This is a genomic window from Georgenia sp. AZ-5, from assembly GCF_043952095.1.
In the GTDB taxonomy this organism is placed as follows: Bacteria; Actinomycetota; Actinomycetes; order Actinomycetales; family Actinomycetaceae; genus Georgenia.
The window spans coordinates 516,560-534,734 of sequence record NZ_JBINOU010000001.1; the positions used below are offsets into that span (position 1 = coordinate 516,560).

Genomic DNA, 18,175 nt, shown 5'->3' on the forward strand with positions numbered 1-18,175 from the left:
ACGCGTCCGGCCTAAGACCTGGTCTCAGAACCTGCTCGGCAGTCTCATATGGGGATCCCTTACATACACGGTCTGTGATCCGGGACGGGTATCACGATCGCCTCGAAACACAGCGCCACGAGATCCTTGGGCGGCCCGAAGCCCGGCCGATCCGAGGTTGGGTACTCAGCGCCTGGTCTCGTACCTGGTCAGGACCACGCCGTCAGGGAACGTCCGGGTCTCCACCAGGGTCAGGTTCACCCAGTTGTCCAGCGCCGCAAAGAACGGCGTGCCGCCACCTACCAGGACCGGATGGGTGACGATCGCGTACTCGTCGATCAGCCCGTCCCACATGGCCACTGCGGCGAGTGTGGCGCCGCCGATATCCATGGGGCCGCCGTCCTCGGCCTTGAGCCGGGTGATCTCGGTGACCGCGTCGCCGGTGACCAGGCGGGTGTTCCAGTCGACCGTGCTGGTCGTCGAGGAGAACACCACCTTCGGCATGTCCCGCCAGCGGCGGGCGAACTCGATCTCCGCCGGTGTGGCACCCGGCTGCTGGTCGGCGGTCGGCCAGTGGGAGCTCATCGTCTCCCACAGTTTGCGCCCGTACAGCGCCATGCCTGTCGCCCTCACCCGGTCGGACCACCACTGGAACAACTCGTCGCTCGGCACACTCCAGCCGAGGTCGTCGCCGGGCGCGGCGATGTAGCCGTCCAGGCTCAGGTTCATGCCGAAGGTCAGTTTTCGCATGGTGTCAGGCTCCCGTGAGTCGGTACTCGGTGTACAGACCAGCACGGCGCGGAAAAATCATCGGTCAGGCCACACCGAGGGCCGGTTCACCACCACGCCAAGCGGATGTGCGTGGGTACGGAAGGGAACCCCAATCGGACAGCAGCTGATCGGTGGCGGCAATCCGTTGAGCTGCACCCCAGCTGACCAGCGTCGTTTCAGATACCTGGTACGCATTGATTCTCAGTGACCGGGGGCCAACCGTACAGCTACCGTTTGCGAGCGGAGCGGCCGCGGAGCAGGCTCTGCTTGGATCAGGCGTCGTAGGTTGATGATTGACGAGGCGAGGGTCAGCAGCGGGCGCAGGGTTGCCTCGGTGAGGTCGTAGCGCAGCCCGAGGCGTTTGAACCGCAACAGCCAGGACACCGTGCGCTCGACCACCCAGCGCACGCGGCCCAGCCTGGCCTTGTCTTCGACACCGCGGCGGGCGATGCGGACACCGATTCCACGGCGGTGAAGATGGCTGCGGCACCGGCGGTAGTCGTAACCCTTGTCGGCGTGCGCCTTGTCCGCACGGCGGCGTGGCCGTCCCGGCCGTCCGCGACTGCTGCGCACGCCCGGGTTGGTCTCCAACAGCGGAACGAACATCTGGCTGTCGTGGGTGTTGGCCGCCGATGCCAGCACGCGCCCACAGCGACCCGATCGAGCCGGGGACGCCCTGGACCAGTGCCGCCGGCGCGTCCAGCAGCACACCCGCGGGCGCCGCGGCCGCAAGGGGGATCCCCTCTACGCCGCCCGGCGGACCCTGCACACCGGGACCGACCTGCTCACCGACAAGCAAAAGCAGCGGTTGGAGGACCTCTTCGACGGCGACGCCCCCGTCGCGGTCGAGGCGACCTGGGCCGTCTACCAGCGCATGATCACCGCCTACCGCCACCCCGACACCACCCGAGGCCGCGAACTGCTGCACGCCGCGATCGACTCCCTCAGCCACGGCGTGCCCACCGCCCTGACCGAGCTGCGCACGCTTGGCCGCACCCTGAGCCGCCGCGCAGAGGACGTCCTGGCCTACTTCGATCGTCCCGGCACGTCCAACGGGCCCACCGAGGCCATCAACGGACGGCTCGAGCACCTGCGCGGCTCCGCACTCGGGTTCCGCAACCTCACCAACTACATCGCCAGATCCCTGCTGGAGGCCGGCGGATTCAGACCCCAACTACACCGTTAATTCTGAAGAGCCCCAAAGGCTCTTCGCAGTTGAGGGTGTAACGGGAGTCGGCGCGTCGGTCGCTGGATAGGGGTCGAGGTCTTCCGATGATGAGGGTTCCTACGCCGCTCATCCGAAAGACCTCGACGTGCCCGACGTTACCTTCGCTCGCCCTGACCTGACCACGTTCGCCCGCCTCGACGAGCTCGGTTTGGAGGTCGTGGGGCAGCGGCTCGAGCCGGACCGAGCGGTGTTGGCCTGCCGCGTGGTCGAGCCCGACGAGTGGTGCCGCCGGTGCGGGTGCGAGGGCTCGCCTCGGGACACGGTGATCCGGCGGTTGGCGCACGAGCCGCTGGGGTGGCGTCCGACGACGCTGGTGGTCACGGTCCGCCGCTACCGGTGCACCGGGTGCGGGCACGTGTGGCGCCAGGACACCACGAAGGCCGCCGAGCCGCGGGCGAAGCTCTCCCGCCGGGGCCTGCGCTGGGCGCTGGAGGGCATCGTGTGCCAGCACCTGACCGTGGCCCGGGTCGCCGAGGGCCTGGGCGTGTCGTGGAACACCGCCAACGCCGCGGTCCTGGCCGAGGGAAAGCGAGTCCTCATCGACGACCCCGCCCGGTTCGACGGCGTCAAGGTCGTCGGTGTGGACGAGCACGCGTGGAGACACACCCGCCGCGGGGACAAGTACGTCACCGTGATCATCGACCTCACCCCGATCCGTGAGGGCACCGGACCGGCCCGGCTGCTGGACATGGTCGAGGGCCGCTCCAAGCAGGTCTTCAAGCAGTGGCTCGCCGAACGAGACAAGTCCTGGCGTCAGGCGGTCGAGATCGTCGCGATGGACGGCTTCACCGGGTTCAAGACCGCCACCGCCGAGGAGCTTCCCGACGCCGTCGCGATCATGGACCCCTTTCATGTCGTCCGCCTGGCCGGGGACGCCCTGGACCAGTGCCGCCGGCGCGTCCAGCAGCACACCCGCGGGCGCCGCGGCCGCAAGGGGGATCCCCTCTACGCCGCCCGGCGGACCCTGCACACCGGGACCGACCTGCTCACCGACAAGCAAAAGCAGCGGTTGGAGGACCTCTTCGACGGCGACGCCCACGTCGCGGTCGAGGCGACCTGGGCCGTCTACCAGCGCATGATCACCGCCTACCGCCACCCCGACACCACCCGAGGCCGCGAACTGCTGCACGCCGCGATCGACTCCCTCAGCCACGGCGTGCCCACCGCCCTGACCGAGCTGCGCACGCTTGGCCGCACCCTGAGCCGCCGCGCAGAGGACGTCCTGGCCTACTTCGATCGTCCCGGCACGTCCAACGGGCCCACCGAGGCCATCAACGGACGGCTCGAGCACCTGCGCGGCTCCGCACTCGGGTTCCGCAACCTCACCAACTACATCGCCAGATCCCTGCTGGAGGCCGGCGGATTCAGACCCCGACTACACCGTCAATTCTGAAGAGCCACAAAACCCGTATTCTCCTCACGAGCGCCGCGAGAACAGCAGCGTGAACGCCCATCACAGCAAGCCGTTCACCACGAACCGCGAAGAGCCCCCATCACAGCAGGCCGATTCACCGCGAACCACGAAGAGCCGCCAAAGGCGATGCAGTTGCCGCGCGGGTGTGCATCACGCGTTCAGTCATCGACGAGATAAGGCGCAAGGCCGCTTCGGCTGCTTTCGTGTGACTCGATCAAGTCGGCCAGAGCTTTGGTAGCCCACTGGAACGACGCCTCGTGTGACTTGTAGATAGAGTCAGTACTGGGTCGGTCGACCTCGGTGACGAAATCTCCATCGAAATCTGGAGGGAGAGCCGCCAGGACGGCCGGAAAGTCGACCACGCCAGTACCCAGACCTGCCCACAGGCGACCGGTTGCGATGAGCTCCGCGGCATTGGACTCCCTTGTAGCAGGCCTGAGGTGGTCCTCGAAGACGTCACTGAGGTGGATGGCGCCGATGCGGTCCGGGTAATGTCTGATCATGTCGGCAGGGTCGACTCCGGCCCAGCACATGTGGCCCGTGTCTGGGCCGAAGCCGATGAAAGCTGGGCCGAGGGTGTCAAGCACGGTGCGGATTTCGAGTTCCGTCTCCACGAGTCCACCCACCAGCGGATGGAGAAGTGGTCTCAATCCTTCAGCGTTGAGGGCTTCACAGATGAGGCCGATTCCGTCAGTGACGCGGGCGAGGCGGCTTTCGGAGTAGCCGGCGCCGACCGCTGGCTGGGCCCACCGGTCCCGCACCGGCGCCGCTGCGAGCATCGTGCAGTCGAGCCCGAGCTCAACGTGCACGGCAGCGAAGCGACGGGCCCGGGAGACTTCAGCGGATAAATCTACTCCTTCGATCGGGGAGGAGAAAAAGCCTACCGCGGGCTCAAGGTCATAGATCGAGAGCCAATGCCGATAATCATCGGCGGCCATACCATCGGGGACGTCAGCGACAACGGCGCGGTAACCGATGTCATGGAGGTCTGCAAATGCTAGCGCGAAGGCATCGACAGTCTTTCTGACCTCCCCGCGGCGCAACCAGTAGGGAATGGGATTCGCGGCAAGTCTTGATCTTGGGCTCATTACGTGTCTACTTTCGTCGATGCCTCAGGGGGCAGTTCGAGCATCGAACTCGTCGACCTGTCGGGTGGGACGCGGACGGTGAGCGAGAGGCGGCGCCGGGGAGGTAGCAGGAATCGCCAGCTCGTCCTCGTCGGTATCGATGCTGTCGCCTACGCCGTCTCCCCGGTCTTCTCCCGCGCCCTGCACTGTGACGGAGACATCGCTGTGCGGGCGCGGAAGACTCGGTTGAAGTGGGAGACGTTGGCGAACCCGACCTCGGTGCTGATCTGACTGATGGGGTCCTCGGTCTCCTGGAGGAGTCGCTCAGCCCGGCCGACCCGTAGCCCGTTGACATAGCCGATGATCGTCGTGCCGGTGTGCTTCTTGAACTCGCGCGATAGGTAGAACGGGCTGATGAAGAATTGCTCTGCCAGCGTCGTGAGGTCGATCGGCTCGGCGTAGTGGTCGTGGAGGTAGTGGATGACGTCGGCGATTCGCCCCTCGCGGGGCGCCAACCTGGCGTCGCGGTGCTCCCCGCGGAGCAGTTTGACGAGCAGTTGTGTGATGAGCAGCTTCATTTCGTCCTGGGAGCCGTCGCCCAATACGTCTTGTGCGGCGAGGAGCTGCTCGACGACGTTTTGCGTTGCGCGCAGGCCCGTTCCTTCGGGCCGAACGACTGAGACCTCGGCTCTGACCGCCTCGAGGACGTGCGGGTATAAGACGGCGTCAGGCGTGAAGTAGAGGACGACCCGGCGGAACGGGACGCCGTCGTCGCCGTATGAGAAGTGCTCGACGTCGGGCGGGAAGATGATGAGCTCGGATTGCTCGATCCGGTACAGGGTGTGGGCCGTCCGGTGATAGCGGCTGCCCGCCTCGAGGAAGTAGATCTCGAAGTAGTCGTGCCGGTGCGGCCGCACCATGTTGTCGTTGACGCCGCGGATCCGCGCCACGGCAACATCGCGGCCGCTGGCCATGAGATCGCCGGCGAAGTCCAGCACCTCGTCCCCTACTTTCGTGGATGTTCGGCCGGGGAGGCCGGTCGGTTCACAGGATGGACTGGCCCCCTGGCTGGGTCTGTTCCTCGCCCCACACCTGGCTTCCTTCTGCTGGTGCGGCGAGGCTGCCACGCCGTCACCCGAGCAGGCCCATCCATCCGGGTATCCCGAGGGAGAGGCCCGGGATGTAGGTGATGGCGAGGAGCAGGAGGATGAGTCCGACGAAGTACGGGACAAGTTTCGGGACAACCTGCTCGATCGTCACCCCGCTCGCACCGCTCGCGACGAACAGCACGGAACCTACCGGCGGGGTCATCGTGCCGATGCACATCGCGAGGATGAGCATCATGCCGAAATGAACCGGATGCATGCCCAGCTCGGTCGCGATGGGCAGGAAGATCGGGGTGAAGATGAGGATCGCCGGCGTGATGTCCATGAACGTCCCGACGACGAGCAGGACGACGACCATGAGCAGCAGGATGAGCGTCTTGGACTCTGCCGCTGACAACAGCGCATTGGTGATCGCCGTCGGGATACCCGTGTAGGCCATGATCCAGGACATCGCCGACGACGCGGCGATGAGGAACATGACGACGCCGGTCGACACTACGGTGCGGGTGACTACCTCTTTGAAGTCGGTCCACGTCATGCTGCGGTAGATGAGCGACAGGACGAGGCAGTAGAGCACCGCGGCGCCCGCGCCCTCGGTCGCGGTGAAGACGCCGGCGACGATGCCGCCGACGACGACGACGATGAGCAGCAAGCTGGGGATCGCCCGGAGGAAGACCTTGGCTCCCTGACCAGCCGTGAGCCCGCGCGTCGTGGGATACCGGCGGCGCCGGGCGTAGAGGTATGCGACCGTCATGACGACGAGTCCCATGAGGATGCCGGGTACGTAGCCGGCCATGAACAGCGCCGAGACCGACACGCCACCGGCGACGGTCGAGTAGACGATCGCGGCCGTCGTCGGGGGGATGAGAAGCCCCGTCGAGGCGGAGGCGATGTTGACCGACGCGCTGAAGGCGGGGTCATACCCCTCCTCCTTCTGGCGCTCGTGCAGCGTGCCTCCGATCGCGGCGGCCGCTGCGACGGCCGAGCCGGACAGGGACCCGAACAGCATGTTGCCGAGGACGTTGGTGTGGGCGAGGGCACCGGGCACCCTGCCGGCGAGCACGAGGGCCAGATCGACGAGTCTCCGCGCGATGCCGCCGTTGTTCATGATGTTCCCGGCGAAGATGAACAGCGGAACGGCGAGCAGCGAGAAGCTTTCGATGCCGACGTTCATCTGCTGGCCGACGATGTACGTGGCGTCGTCCCACGAGAGGAACACCAGCGCGGTGAGGAATGAGGCGACACCGATCCCGACCGAGATGGGGATGCCGGCGAAGAGCAGGATGAAGAACGCGGCGAACAGGACGGCGGCAGCGGTCAGGGCTTCCATTAGTCGGTTCCCTCCGTCTCGATCGAGGGAGCCCCGGTTAGGTCTTCCCAGATGTTGAGCACCTGTGCGGCGGTGATCGCGAGCCCGGCGATGGGCGCGATGGCGTAGACCAGGCCGCGCGAGATTCCGAGCAGGGCCGAGTAGTCGTTGCGCGCGCTCAGCGCGAGCATCGTGCCGCCGACCACGAGCACGACGACGGCGAAGAGCAGGACGAGCACGTCGGTCCCGATGATCAGGCCACGCCTCGTTGCCGGCGCGAACCTGTCCCGCACGACGAGAAGCGCCATGTGCTTGCGGTGCAGGAACGCGTAGGCGGCACTGATGAACGATGTCCAGATGAGCGCGTAACGCACGAGCTCCTCGGTGAAGGCCGCCGGGTTGCCGAGCGCGTAGCGGGTGAACACCTGGTAGAGCACCAGGACGGTCATGCTGACGAGGAGGATGCCGGCGAACCACACGAGGATCCCACCCAGCACTCTTCTCACCCTGTTCAGACGGTCGTGCGTCGTCATGGCGGTCCTCACTCCCTGGCCGACTCGATGACCGAGAGGAGCTCCGCGACCTCGGGGTACTCCTCGGCGTACCCTTCGACGACCGGCCGGGTGGCGTCGCGGAAGGCGTCGGTGTCGACGTCGGTGAGGAACTCGACGCCCATCGCCTCGGCGTCGACCACCGCCTGCTCGATGCTCTCCGCCCAGGCGACTTTGTGCTCCTCGGTGGACGCCCGGGCGGCCTCGGAGATCAGCTCCTGGTCCGCCCCGTCGAGCCGCTCCCACGCGTCACTGCTGATCACCAGCATGTCGGGGATCCGCGTGTGCTCCGTCATGGAGAAGACCTTCGCGACCTCGCCGTGAGCACTCTGGGTCAGCACGGTCTCGTTGCTCTCGGCACCGTCGATGAGACCTGTCTGCAGCGAGGTGTACGTGTCGCCGAACGCCATGACGATCGGCGCGGCGCCGAGCTCATCCATGAAGTCGGTCTGCGACCGCATGTCCTGGACGCGGATCTTCATGCCCCGTAGGTCCTCCGGCGTGCGGATCGGAGTGCTGGGGGTGTAGAACGATCGCGCGCCCGAGCTGTAGTACGTGAGGCCGACGAAGCCGTCGTCGACGGTCGAGCGGAAGTACTCGGCCATCTCCGGCGAGTCCATGACGTCGTAGTACTCGTCCTCGGACTCGAAGATGTACGGCAGGCCGAACGTGTGATAGCCGGGGTCATAGTTCGCCAGGCCCGGGGCACTCACACGAGTCATGTCGACGATCCCCTGGTTGAGCTGACCGAGGACCTGGGTCTCGGAGCCCAGCTGGCCGCCACCGTACATCCTGACGACGATGCGCCCGCCGCTGCGCTCCTCGACGTCCTCGGCGAACGCTGTCAGCGCCTGGGAGGTGACGTGTTGGTCGGTGAGGTTGTGCGCGAGCCGCAGGACGAGCGGGTTCTCGGGAGTGGCCTGCGCACTCGTCGAGCCAGAGCTCGACGCGCAGGCCGTGAGCGATGCCGCGGCCAGCAGGGCCGCGACGCAACCGAACAGATGTGTTCTCATGTTCCTTATCTCCCTCACATGCCGAGCATGTCGACGGGCTCGAACGAGATCGTGACGACGAGATCGCCGTCGGGGTTCGGCGTCTTGATGAGCACTGACCCGAGCGTGGGCTCGTAGTGCCAGCCGACGTCCGCGGCGTCGAAATGCTCGCGGTAGAGAAGCTGCGGGATGCGGTCGCCGTCGAGGGCGACCCAGTGCGGGGCCCGCCCGGGGTGGATGACGTCGAAGAGCAGCGTCCTGACGGCGCTGCGGTAGTCGCCGCGACGGGTGAGGTCGAGGACCACCTGGTCGCCGGCGGTCATGGTGATCTGGGTCTCCCTGAACGCTCCATCCTCGTGGGCGCGGGTGAGCCCGTCGTCCTCGTAGAGCAGGAAGTGGCCGTCGCGGTCGGCGGCGCAGACGAGGCGCAGGTCGGTGACCTCGTCGCGGGTGAGGCTGTCGAGCTGGTTGGCCGAGAGCGGAACGATGCCGCCGCCGTGGACGAAGAGCGGTATCGAGCCGGGGTCGACCGGCAGGTCGACGGTCTGCCCGCCCTCGTAGCGTTCCCGTGTCCACGCGTCGTAGAACACCTCGCCGGCCGGGAATCGGACCGTGCGGGTGGTCGCCCCCGGCGTGAGGACGTTCGCAACGAGGAGGGAGTCGCCGAGCATGAAGTCGTCGGAGTTATCGTCGCCCGCGGGGTCCCCCTGGAAGGCGCTGACGAGCGGTTCCATGAGGGGCAGGCCGGTCCGGTGGGCGCGCGCCATGAGCGAGTACAGGTACGGGAAGAGCCGGTAGCGCAACTTGATCGCGTCCCGAATATGCGAGGTGCGGTCGCCGTACATCCAGGGCTCGGTGACGGTGTTGTCGGAGTTCACCGAGTGGATCGAGAAGCGGGGCTGGAAGATGCCGTGCTGCACCCAGCGGACGAGGAGCTCGGGCTCGGGCGCTGGCCCGTGGAAGCCGCCGATGTCGGCGCCCTGGTTGGGGACCCCGGACAGGCCCATGCCGAGGATCGTGGCGACGTTGTGCCGCAGGCTCGCCCAGGACGTCGAATTGTCGCCCGCCCAGGTCTGCGCGTAGCGCTGGATGCCGGCGTGGCCGGCACGGCAGACGATGTAGGGGCGGACCGAGAGATTCTTCTCGGCGATGCTGTCGCGGGTCACCTGACACATGAGGTTCGCCATGACGGTGCGCAGGCGCCCGATCGTCGCGCCAGCGCCGTCGAAGTCGCAGCGGGAGTCCTTGTCGATGATCCCGTCGTACTCGCAGTTGTCGTTCCACACAGACGTCGTGCCCTTGTCCAGGACGGCCTCGGTGAGCCAGCGCTTCCACGCCTCGCGGGCCGCGGGCTTCGTGAAGTCGACGAACCGGCCCGGACCACCCCACCAGGCGCCCACCGCGGGGCCCTCGCCGACGCTCGCGGCTGCGTCGGCGCTTCGGGCGACGAAGACGTCCTCGGCGGCGAACTCTCCGAGCCTGGGGTGGACGTCGAGAACGGCGGGCTTGACGTTGGGGGAGACGGTGATGCCCCGCTCGGCCATCGCTGTGAAGAACCCCTCCGGATCGGGAAAGCGGCGCTCGTTCCACGTGAAGACGCAGCGCTTCGGACCCGCCTCGGTCTCCTGCGTGGAGTAACCGGAGGACAGCTGGAAGCCATCGACGGGGATGTCCTCGGCCCGGGCGATGTCGATGAAGTCGGTGATCGCCCGGTCGCTGCCGGCGTCGAGCTCGGCGTAGTACATCGACGAGGCGAGATAGCCGAGAGCGTACTTGGGCAGCAGCGGCGGCCGGCCCGTCAGCGTCGTGTAGCGCTGCACGACGTCGCGGATAGCGGGCCCGGCGATGAGGAAGAGGTCGATGTCGCCGCCGTCGGCACGGTAACGGCTGTGCGGGGCCCAGTAGTTGCTCTTCTCCCGGCCCAGGTCGAAGTCGCACTCGAAGGTGTTGTGGTAGAAGTACCCGACCGCCTTGCGGGTGGCCCGGTTCAGCTTGAGGTAGAACGGGATGTGCTTGTACAGCGGGTCGGTTTCACGGGCGTCGTAGCCGAGGGCGTCCTTCGGGCTCATTGTGATGAGCTTCTGGGCCTTGTTCAGCGGCCCCGTCGTCTCTCCGAAGCCGTAGAAGGCGTCGTCGGAAGAGATTTCGCTCGCGTGGACACGGCGCCGGTTCGAGTCCTCCAAATAGCCGAGGCCGACGATGTCCGCGTGGAGCAGCGTCCCCTCGCCGTCGTAGACGCAGATCCGGAACGGGTCCTTCTCGATCTCGACGCGGAGGTTGCCGCCAGTCACGGAGACGCCATCGGTCCGGTCGTCGAGGCTGACCCGTGCCGGGGTGACGCGGGTGCGCTCGGCGCCCATGAACTCGTCGAGCCGGTCCGGCCAGGCGGTCGTGACCAGCGTGTACGACTCCTCGGCGAAATCGCCGTCGAACCCCGCGCGGATGCGGAGGATGTCCTCGGTCATGAGGAGAAGGCGGATCTCGACGCCGTCCGTGCGGACGCGGACCCAGCCGTCGACCAGCTCAACCTTCTCAACTCGTGTGGTCACACGCACGGGCGCTCTCTCTCCGTCGGGATTCGCTCTCCAGCCGGTCAGCGCTGACAACGTCCACGTCACCCGTGATCGGCTGGAACAAGGCTACGAACGTCGCAGAAACCACCACTTGACCGAATTTGCCGTCTTTGGGCCGGGGCTTGACGGATCTTGCCCTTCTGGTGCCCACCGCGTTCGCGCAAGCTTCGCCGAGGAGTCCTGGGTGACGGTGGGCGTCCTGCGTCACGGCAACGACACCGTCAGCGCTCGGCTATGAGGCTCTGACGTCCGCTGGCCCGGGCCCCACGCTGCTACCGGATCTCGACCGCCTGACATCAGAGGCAGTCGGTGCGGCCCACCCGGCCGCCGTCGAGGCAGGCATGAGCGTGCTCGAGAACGGCGGGGACGCCGTCGACGCCGCGATCCGCACCGCCCTTGCCGTCTCCGTGGTCGAGCCGTTCGCCTCCGGCATCGGTGGCGGAGGCTCGGCCGTCGTCGCTCCCACCGGCGGTGAGCGCAGAGCTACGACTATCGCGAGGTAGTTGCCCACGACGGTGTCATCCCGGCGTCCGGCACGGGCATCCCTGGGTTCGTCGCCGGCATGGCCGCCCTGCACGAGGACCACGGCGAGATGGAGTCGTCCGAGCTGCAGCAGCCGGCGATCACCCTGGCGGCGGAGGGGTTCCCGGTCTCGGACTTCCTCGCCCTGCGGCATGCGCAGCGACCACGGCCCAGGCGACATCAGCGACCAGACACAGTTCAACAGCCTGGGTGGGCTCGTCCCCCTCGAAGCCCGCCTCCGACGGGTACGTGCCCTGGCCAAGAATTGCCGGCGGGGGCTCTGTCTTGAGAATGGCTTGCAGCGGCATGGGGCGGGTCTGGGACCTCGGCCGACCACACCGTTCGACCGGGAGCCTCCTCCCTCGCGGGCGTAGGCGACGCCGCGGTCCGGCCGATCGCCTCGGCAGGCGTCGGGCTTGCGCAGCGGTTCATGGCGGAGGCCTCGATTGCCCCCTGTGCTCAGAGGTCGCGCCGAGTTTCACGGGTGGCGAGATGGTCTACGGCGAAGCCTGGCACCGCAGAACGTTCGCTCGTACGATCGGGCGCGTGTGGGCAGCAGCCCGACCGCCCGACCAGCCGGCATGAGCGGCCCTCTGCTGGTCGCGGTCGATGACGACCCCGACCTGCTGCGAGACGTCGAGCGCGAGCTGCGCAACCGGTACGTGCCCGACTACCGCGTCCGCTGCCTGCGCTCGCCGAGCGAGGCGCTCTCCACGCTGGAGGCGCTCGCGGCCGCCGGCGAGCAGGTCGCCCTGGTGCTTGCCGGCGAGGTCATCTCGGACGCACCCGGTACGCGGCTGCTGGCGGAGGTGCGGCGCACCTTCCCGCACGCCCAGCGCGTCCTGCTCATCGGCTGGGGCCGCCTCGGGCACCCGGCGACCGGTGAGGCGATCTTCGACGCGATCGCCGGTGGGCGCATGGACCACTACCTGGTACGGCCCGCCCGGCCGCCCGACGAGCGGTTCCACCAGGCGATCTCGAGCCTCCTGCTCGCGTGGGCCGAGGCGCGGCACAGCGCCCCGCACACGATCAACGTGGTGGGGGAGACCTGGTCCGGCCGGGCCTACGAGCTGCGCGAGGTGCTGGAGCGCTGCGCGCTGCCGCACCGGTTCTTCCTGGCCGGCTCCGACGAGGGCCGCGCCGTTCTCGCCGGCGCCGGTACGGGTGCGAGGCTGCCGGTCGTGGTGATGCCGGACGGGCACGTCCTGGAGGACCCCAGCGACGAGGACATCGCGCGAGCGGCGGGGACGGCGGTCGACGCCGCGGGGGACGAGTACGACCTCGTGATCGTCGGCTGCGGACCCGCCGGCCTCTCCGCGGCCGTCTACGGCGCCTCGGAGGGGCTACGCACCCTCATCATCGACTCCGGCAGCCTCGGTGGCCAGGCCACGTCCAGCTCGTCGATCCGCAACTACCTCGGCTTTCCCCGTGGCGTGAGCGGCGGGGAGCTGGCCCGCCGGGCATACGAGCAGGCGTGGGTCTTTGGCGCCCGCTTCGCCTTCATGCAGCGGGGGAGCAGCCTCCGGCGGGAGCGCGACGCGACCGTCCTCGACCTGGCCACCGGCGGTGTCGTGGCCGGTCGCACGGTCGTCCTGGCGACGGGCGCCAGCTACCGGCGCCTCGGCGTCGCGGCCCTCGAGAGGCTGCACGGTGCCGGGGTCTTCTACGGCGCCGCCGCCTCGGAGGCACCGCTCGTGGCGGGGGACGACGTCTACGTCGTCGGGGGCGCGAACTCCGCCGGGCAGGCAGCACTGCACCTGGCCCGCTACGCCCGGCGCGTCACGCTCGTCGTGCGGGCCGCGACGCTCGACGCCGGGATGTCGCACTACCTGGTCCGCGAGGTCGAGGCGACCCCCAACGTCGAGATCCGGACGCGCACCGAAGTCGTCGGCGGCGGCGGTGACGGCCGGCTGGACCACCTGGTGCTGCGCGATCGCGTCGGCGGCGAGGAGGAGACGGTCAGCGCCCACGACCTGTTCCTGACGATCGGGGCCCGGCCGCACACCGAGTGGCTGCCTCCGACGGTCGAGCGGGACCCCGATGGCTTCCTCATGACCGGAGCGGACCTGAGTGCCGATGCGCTCCGGGCGCTCGGGCGCCGCCCGATGGCGCTGGAGACCAGCGTCCCGGGAGTCCTCGCGGCGGGGGACGTCCGCCATGGATCCGTGAAGCGCGTGGCGTCCGCCGTCGGTGAGGGCTCGATCGCGATCCAGCTCGTCCACCGCCTGCTCGCCGCGCGACCCTGACCACGTCGCTGTGACGGGCGCGCGCCGCGTCCCGGCGAGCGCACAGCAGCTCCCGTCCGCCTTTCGGGGTACCTGTGGAACGCGGAGCGCTCACCGACAGCGGGTCCTGTGAGCACGGGAAAGAAGTAGAGCGGGGAGTGGACGTACCACAACCCGGACGGCAGCATCCAGAAGACCACCAACCACCGGGCCAAGCCGCCCCGAAAGGGCTCCTACGAGGGAGCTGCCGGGAGCGCCCAGGGCCACGCGACCGCCGCATGCGCGCTCGCCGGGCCCGTGAGAGGCTGCGGCACGCACGATCAGCTCCGGCTCCGGCCGGCGGTCGAGGAGGCGCGCCGTGGCCGCACGAACCCGCGTCAAGTCCGTCGAGGACTCGATCCGTGACACCGAGGAACCGGAGCACCGGCTCAGCAAGAGTCTCTCGGCCCTGGACCTGGCGGTGTTCGGGGTCGGCGTGATCATCGGCACCGGGATCTTCGTGCTCACCGGTGTGGTCGCGAAGGAGCAGGCCGGCCCCGCGGTCGCAATCTCCTTTGTCATCGCCGGCGTGGTGTGCGGCCTGGCCGCGCTCTGCTACGCCGAGTTCGCCTCCACCGTGCCGGTGGCCGGTTCCGCGTACACGTTCTCCTATGCCACCTTCGGCGAGTTCGTCGCCTGGCTCATCGGGTGGGACCTGGTCCTCGAGCTGGTGCTCGGCGCCGCCACCGTCTCCGTCGGCTGGTCCGGCTACTGCAACAGCCTGCTGGGCGACCTCGGCGTTCCCCTTCCCGCGTCCATCGCGGGGGAGACGGCGACGGTGAACATCCCGGCAGTGGTCATCGCCCTCGTGGTGACCGGTGTGCTGGTGCTCGGCATCAAGCTGTCCTCGCGGGTGACGGCGGTCATCGTGGTCATCAAGCTCGCCGTCGTGCTGCTCGTCATCATCCTCGGGCTGTTCTTCGTGAGGGCAGAGAACTACACGCCCTTCATCCCACCGTCGGAGCCGGGGACGTCGGGCGGCACCGGCTGGACCGCGCCGCTGATCCAGCTCATCGCCGGCTTCTCGCCCAGCACCTTCGGGGTGAGTGGCATCTTCGCGGGCGCCGCGATCGTCTTCTTCGCCTTCCTCGGCTTCGACATCGTCGCGACGGCGGCCGAGGAGACCAAGAACGCGAAGCGGGACCTCCCGCGGGGGATCATCGGCTCGTTGGCGATCTGCACGGTGCTGTACGTCGCGGTCTCCCTGGTCGTCGTCGGAATGCAGCACTACACCCAGCTCTCGACCGACGCACCGCTGGCCGAGGCGTTCCGGAGCGTCGGGCTGACGTTCACGTCCGGGTTGATCTCCGTCGGGGCGCTGGCCGGCCTCACCTCGGTCGTCATGATCATGATCCTGGGCCAGTCACGGGTGCTGTTCGCGATGAGCAGGGACCACCTGCTACCGCCGCCGTTCGGCGAGGTGCACCGCCGCTACCGCACTCCCCACCGGATCACGATCGCCACCGGCGTGGCCGTCGCCGTGCTCGCGGGGTTCGTCCCGCTCGGGACGCTGGCCGAGCTCGTGAACATCGGAACGCTCTTCGCGTTCCTGCTGGTCTCGATCGGCGTGATCATCCTGCGACGCACGCGCCCGGACCTTCCGCGAGCCTTCCGGGTGCCCGGCGTGCCCGTGCTGCCGGCACTGTCCGCCGCAGCGTGCGTCTGGCTCATGCTCAACCTGCCGGCGGAGACCTGGGTGCGGTTCGGGCTCTGGATCGTCGTCGGGCTGATCCTGTACTTCCTCTACGGCCGGCGGCACAGCCGGCTGGCCACCGGAACGCCCGGAACCCTGGGTGCGCGGCGGGGACCGGCCTAGCGGCAGCCGGGGCTCTCACGGCGTCCACCCCGGCGGCGGGTCCTCACCCACCAGGCCGTCGACCGCCTCGCGCAGCAGGTCCGCGTGCCCGGTGTGACGGCCGTACTCCTCGACCAGGTCGCAGATGAGCCGGCGCAGGCTGGCGTGCACCCCGGCGTCGGCCACGTGCGCCTGGTACCCCTCCGCGTCCAGGCCACCGGCCTTCCACCGGAAGGTCGCACGCATCCGCTCGAGGGCGCCGAGCAGGTGCTCGACCTCGGTGCCGGCGAGCGGGGGCTCCCACGGGGTGTCGCCGGTCGACATGGCCCGAGGCTAGATCGTCGACAGAAGAAGCCAGGCCCATTCGGTAACGAACGGACAGGTGATGCCGAACTAGAGGGCGTAGGGCCGACCGTCCCATGCGGTGTGGTCGGCGGTGCGCACTGGTGCCACCACCGCCGCCCGGATGCCGGAAGCCGGGCCGCCGCCTCGAAGAAGCTCGTCCCTGGAGTCGAAGATGACCATGACGCTGTCCCGCGGCACCGGCACTCGCAGGTCGCGTCCGCTCCCGAGGCGCCCACGCGCGGCGGCGTCCGGACCCGCCCAGAAGCGTCGGCGCAAGAAGATGACGGACCTGAGGGTCGCCACCAAGATCCTCATCGCGCTGGGCGTCTCCACCGCTGTCGCGGCCGGCGTGGCCGTCGTAGGCACGGTCGGGGCGACCAGGCTGGAGGGCACCGTCGAGAGGCTGTACTCGCGTGACGTCCGGGCCACCGCCCTCGCCGGGGACATCAAGTCGGAGTTCGTGCTGGCGAACTACGACGCCGTCAGCGCCGCCATCGCGGTCGACCCGGAGATCAAGGAACAGCTGCGCGAGTCCGCGGACGCGGGCCTGTCGGACGTCGTCACCCGCAGCGAGGAGCTCCTGAGGGACTACGCCTTCCCGGAGCAGCGCGGCGTGCTCGAGCAGCTGGTCGCGGACGTCAGGGAGTACAGGGCCCTCCTGCCCCAGGTCGACGCGCTGGTCGACGCCGGCCGCCTCGAGGAGGCCTCCGCCATGGGGGAGGGGCAGCTGGAGTCCCTCCAGATCTCGATCACCGCGGGCATCGACGAGGTCATCGCGCTGCAGCGGGAGGAGTCGCTCGCCGGCAAGGAGCTCGCCGAGTCCACCGGCAGGACCGTGCGCGCCACGATCATCGCTGTCGCCCTCGTCGGCACCGCCATAGCCATGGCCATCGGCCTGCGGGTCGCGCGCCGGATGAGCAGGCGGGTGAGAGAGGTGAAGGAGGTGGCTGAGGCGCTGGCCTCCGGCGACCTCACCCGCTCGACCGACATCGCCGACCGTGACGAGATCGGCCGGATGGCCGCGGCGCTCGACACGGCGTCGGCCAGCCTCCGCACGCTGGTCGGCCAGGTCGCCGGCGCCGCCCGGGTGGTGGCCGCCGCGGCGGACGAGCTCGCCACGAGCAGCACCCAGATGGCGGCCGGGTCGAGCGAGACCTCCGCCCAGGCCGGTGTGGTCGCCGCCGCGGCCGGGCAGGTGTCCGACAACGTCCAGACCGTCGCCGCCGGCGCCGAGCAGATGGGCGCCTCCATCCAGGAGATCGCCCGCAACGCCACCGAGGCCGCGAAGGTCGCCTCGCATGCCACCGAGGTCGCCGCCGCGACGAACCGGACGGTCGCGAAGCTGGGCGCCTCGTCCCAGGAGGTCGGCGACGTCGTCAGGCTCATCACCTCCATCGCCGAGCAGACGAACCTCCTCGCGCTGAACGCCACGATCGAGGCGGCGCGGGCGGGGGAGGCGGGCAGAGGATTCGCGGTGGTGGCCGCGGAGGTCAAGGAGCTCGCCCAGCAGACCGCCAGGGCGACGGAGGACATCGCCCGGCGCGTCGAGGCGATCCAGGCCGACACGGGCGGCGCGGTCACGGCCATCGACGAGATCCTGCTGATCGTGGGCGGGATCAACGACTACCAGACATCGATCGCCTCGGCGGTGGAGGAGCAGACGGCCACCACCGACGAGATGTCCCGTGGCGTGGCCGAGGCCGCCGCGGGCGCCGGCGAGATCGCCGGGAGCATGTCGAGCATGGCCCGGGCGGCCGCCGCGAACAGCGAGGTCGCGGGGCAGATGGGCACGGCCGTCGGGGAGCTCGCCCGCATGTCCGCGGATCTGCGGGCGCGGGTCGGGCAGTTCACCGTCTGACCAGGGCCAGGGGGTCCTCGCCGTCGGACCCACGCGGGAACGGTCAGCTGCGCCCGCTCTGGAGGAAGGTGTCGATCTCCTCGACGAGCTCGGCGCCCGCGAGCCCGCGCTCCCAGTCCGCTACGGCCCACAGGACCGCACCGGCAGCCGCTGCCGCGACGGCCATGCCGGCGAGGGCCTCCGCCATGGCCACCAGCCCGACGGGGGTCATCACCGGGGCGAGCACGGCCACCCCGAGAAGGATCAGTGCGGCGACCGCTGAGGACAGCGCCAGGCGGGCGGACGCCCCCACGACGTCGTGCGCGCCCAGGAAACGGCGCAGGCGGACTGAGGTGCTCATCCGAGTGTGTCTCCCTCGACGATGAAGGACGGTATTTCTCCGTTACCCCTGACGCTAGACC

15 protein-coding genes and 2 pseudogenes are annotated in these 18,175 nt (G+C 69.0%); 7 read left to right on the forward strand and 10 right to left on the reverse strand.

Annotated elements, in window-relative coordinates; translation table 11 throughout:
* Positions 1–165 precede the first annotated feature (165 nt).
* A complete protein-coding gene (locus ACF0H8_RS02445; RefSeq protein ID WP_395287409.1) occupies positions 166–729 on the reverse strand; it encodes a dihydrofolate reductase family protein in 564 nt (187 codons plus the stop codon).
* 222 nt (positions 730–951) lie between these two features.
* Positions 952–1,413 (reverse strand): annotated as a pseudogene (locus ACF0H8_RS02450) (transposase); the annotation flags it as partial.
* Between the two features lies 1 nt (position 1,414).
* On the opposite strand from ACF0H8_RS02450, the pseudogene ACF0H8_RS02455 reads away from it, so the two are divergent.
* A pseudogene (locus ACF0H8_RS02455) lies at positions 1,415–1,936 on the forward strand (transposase); the annotation flags it as partial.
* 127 nt (positions 1,937–2,063) lie between these two features.
* The gene (locus ACF0H8_RS02460; protein ID WP_395287198.1) at positions 2,064–3,371 is read left to right on the forward strand and encodes an ISL3 family transposase; all 1,308 of its coding nucleotides are present in this window, start codon (positions 2,064–2,066) and stop codon (positions 3,369–3,371) included.
* Positions 3,372–3,550: 179 nt separating this feature from the next.
* On the opposite strand, the gene ACF0H8_RS02465 is transcribed toward ACF0H8_RS02460, so the two are convergent.
* The 6 genes from ACF0H8_RS02465 to ACF0H8_RS02490 form a co-directional block, all read right to left on the reverse strand.
* Entirely contained in the window at positions 3,551–4,480 is a 930-nt protein-coding gene (locus ACF0H8_RS02465) for a sugar phosphate isomerase/epimerase family protein (protein WP_395287410.1), read from the reverse strand.
* A gap of 149 nt (positions 4,481–4,629) precedes the next feature.
* Positions 4,630–5,457 (reverse strand): helix-turn-helix domain-containing protein, encoded by an 828-nt coding sequence (locus tag ACF0H8_RS02470; protein ID WP_395287411.1) that lies wholly within the window; start codon positions 5,455–5,457, stop codon positions 4,630–4,632.
* Positions 5,458–5,590: 133 nt separating this feature from the next.
* Complete coding sequence (locus tag ACF0H8_RS02475; RefSeq protein ID WP_395287412.1) at positions 5,591–6,895, reverse strand: TRAP transporter large permease; 1,305 nt, start codon at positions 6,893–6,895, stop codon at positions 5,591–5,593.
* Positions 6,895–7,407, reverse strand: a complete 513-nt coding sequence (locus ACF0H8_RS02480; RefSeq protein ID WP_395287413.1) for a TRAP transporter small permease — start codon at positions 7,405–7,407, stop codon at positions 6,895–6,897. Before ACF0H8_RS02480 ends, ACF0H8_RS02475 begins: the two co-directional genes overlap by 1 nt.
* Before the next feature lie 8 nt (positions 7,408–7,415).
* Entirely contained in the window at positions 7,416–8,438 is a 1,023-nt protein-coding gene (locus ACF0H8_RS02485) for a TRAP transporter substrate-binding protein (protein ID WP_395287414.1), read from the reverse strand.
* Positions 8,439–8,452: 14 nt separating this feature from the next.
* On the reverse strand, positions 8,453–10,966 hold the full coding sequence (locus ACF0H8_RS02490; RefSeq protein ID WP_395287415.1) for a TIM-barrel domain-containing protein: 2,514 nt from the start codon (positions 10,964–10,966) through the stop codon (positions 8,453–8,455).
* A 365-nt stretch (positions 10,967–11,331) separates the two neighbouring features.
* Here ACF0H8_RS02490 and ACF0H8_RS02495 point away from each other — a divergent pair, with 365 nt between their 5' ends.
* From ACF0H8_RS02495 to ACF0H8_RS02510, 4 genes are all read left to right on the forward strand, one after another.
* Positions 11,332–11,493: a gamma-glutamyltransferase gene (locus ACF0H8_RS02495; RefSeq protein WP_395287416.1), complete on the forward strand. Its 162-nt coding sequence runs from the start codon at positions 11,332–11,334 to the stop codon at positions 11,491–11,493.
* A 17-nt stretch (positions 11,494–11,510) separates the two neighbouring features.
* Positions 11,511–11,801, forward strand: a complete 291-nt coding sequence (locus ACF0H8_RS02500; RefSeq protein ID WP_395290794.1) for a gamma-glutamyltransferase — start codon at positions 11,511–11,513, stop codon at positions 11,799–11,801.
* A gap of 292 nt (positions 11,802–12,093) precedes the next feature.
* Complete coding sequence (locus tag ACF0H8_RS02505; RefSeq protein ID WP_395287417.1) at positions 12,094–13,758, forward strand: FAD-dependent oxidoreductase; 1,665 nt, start codon at positions 12,094–12,096, stop codon at positions 13,756–13,758.
* 337 nt (positions 13,759–14,095) lie between these two features.
* A complete protein-coding gene (locus ACF0H8_RS02510) occupies positions 14,096–15,592 on the forward strand; it encodes an amino acid permease (RefSeq protein ID WP_395287418.1) in 1,497 nt (498 codons plus the stop codon).
* Positions 15,593–15,607: 15 nt separating this feature from the next.
* On the opposite strand, the gene ACF0H8_RS02515 is transcribed toward ACF0H8_RS02510, so the two are convergent.
* A complete protein-coding gene (locus tag ACF0H8_RS02515; protein ID WP_395287419.1) occupies positions 15,608–15,895 on the reverse strand; it encodes a DUF664 domain-containing protein in 288 nt (95 codons plus the stop codon).
* A gap of 301 nt (positions 15,896–16,196) precedes the next feature.
* Between ACF0H8_RS02515 and ACF0H8_RS02520 the strand changes: the two genes are divergently transcribed.
* A complete protein-coding gene (locus ACF0H8_RS02520) occupies positions 16,197–17,774 on the forward strand; it encodes a methyl-accepting chemotaxis protein (protein ID WP_395287420.1) in 1,578 nt (525 codons plus the stop codon).
* Positions 17,775–17,817: 43 nt separating this feature from the next.
* Here ACF0H8_RS02520 and ACF0H8_RS02525 read toward each other — a convergent pair whose 3' ends face one another.
* Positions 17,818–18,114, reverse strand: coding sequence for a hypothetical protein (locus ACF0H8_RS02525; RefSeq protein WP_395287421.1), 297 nt, complete (start codon positions 18,112–18,114; stop codon positions 17,818–17,820).
* Between the last annotated feature and the right edge of the window lie 61 nt (positions 18,115–18,175).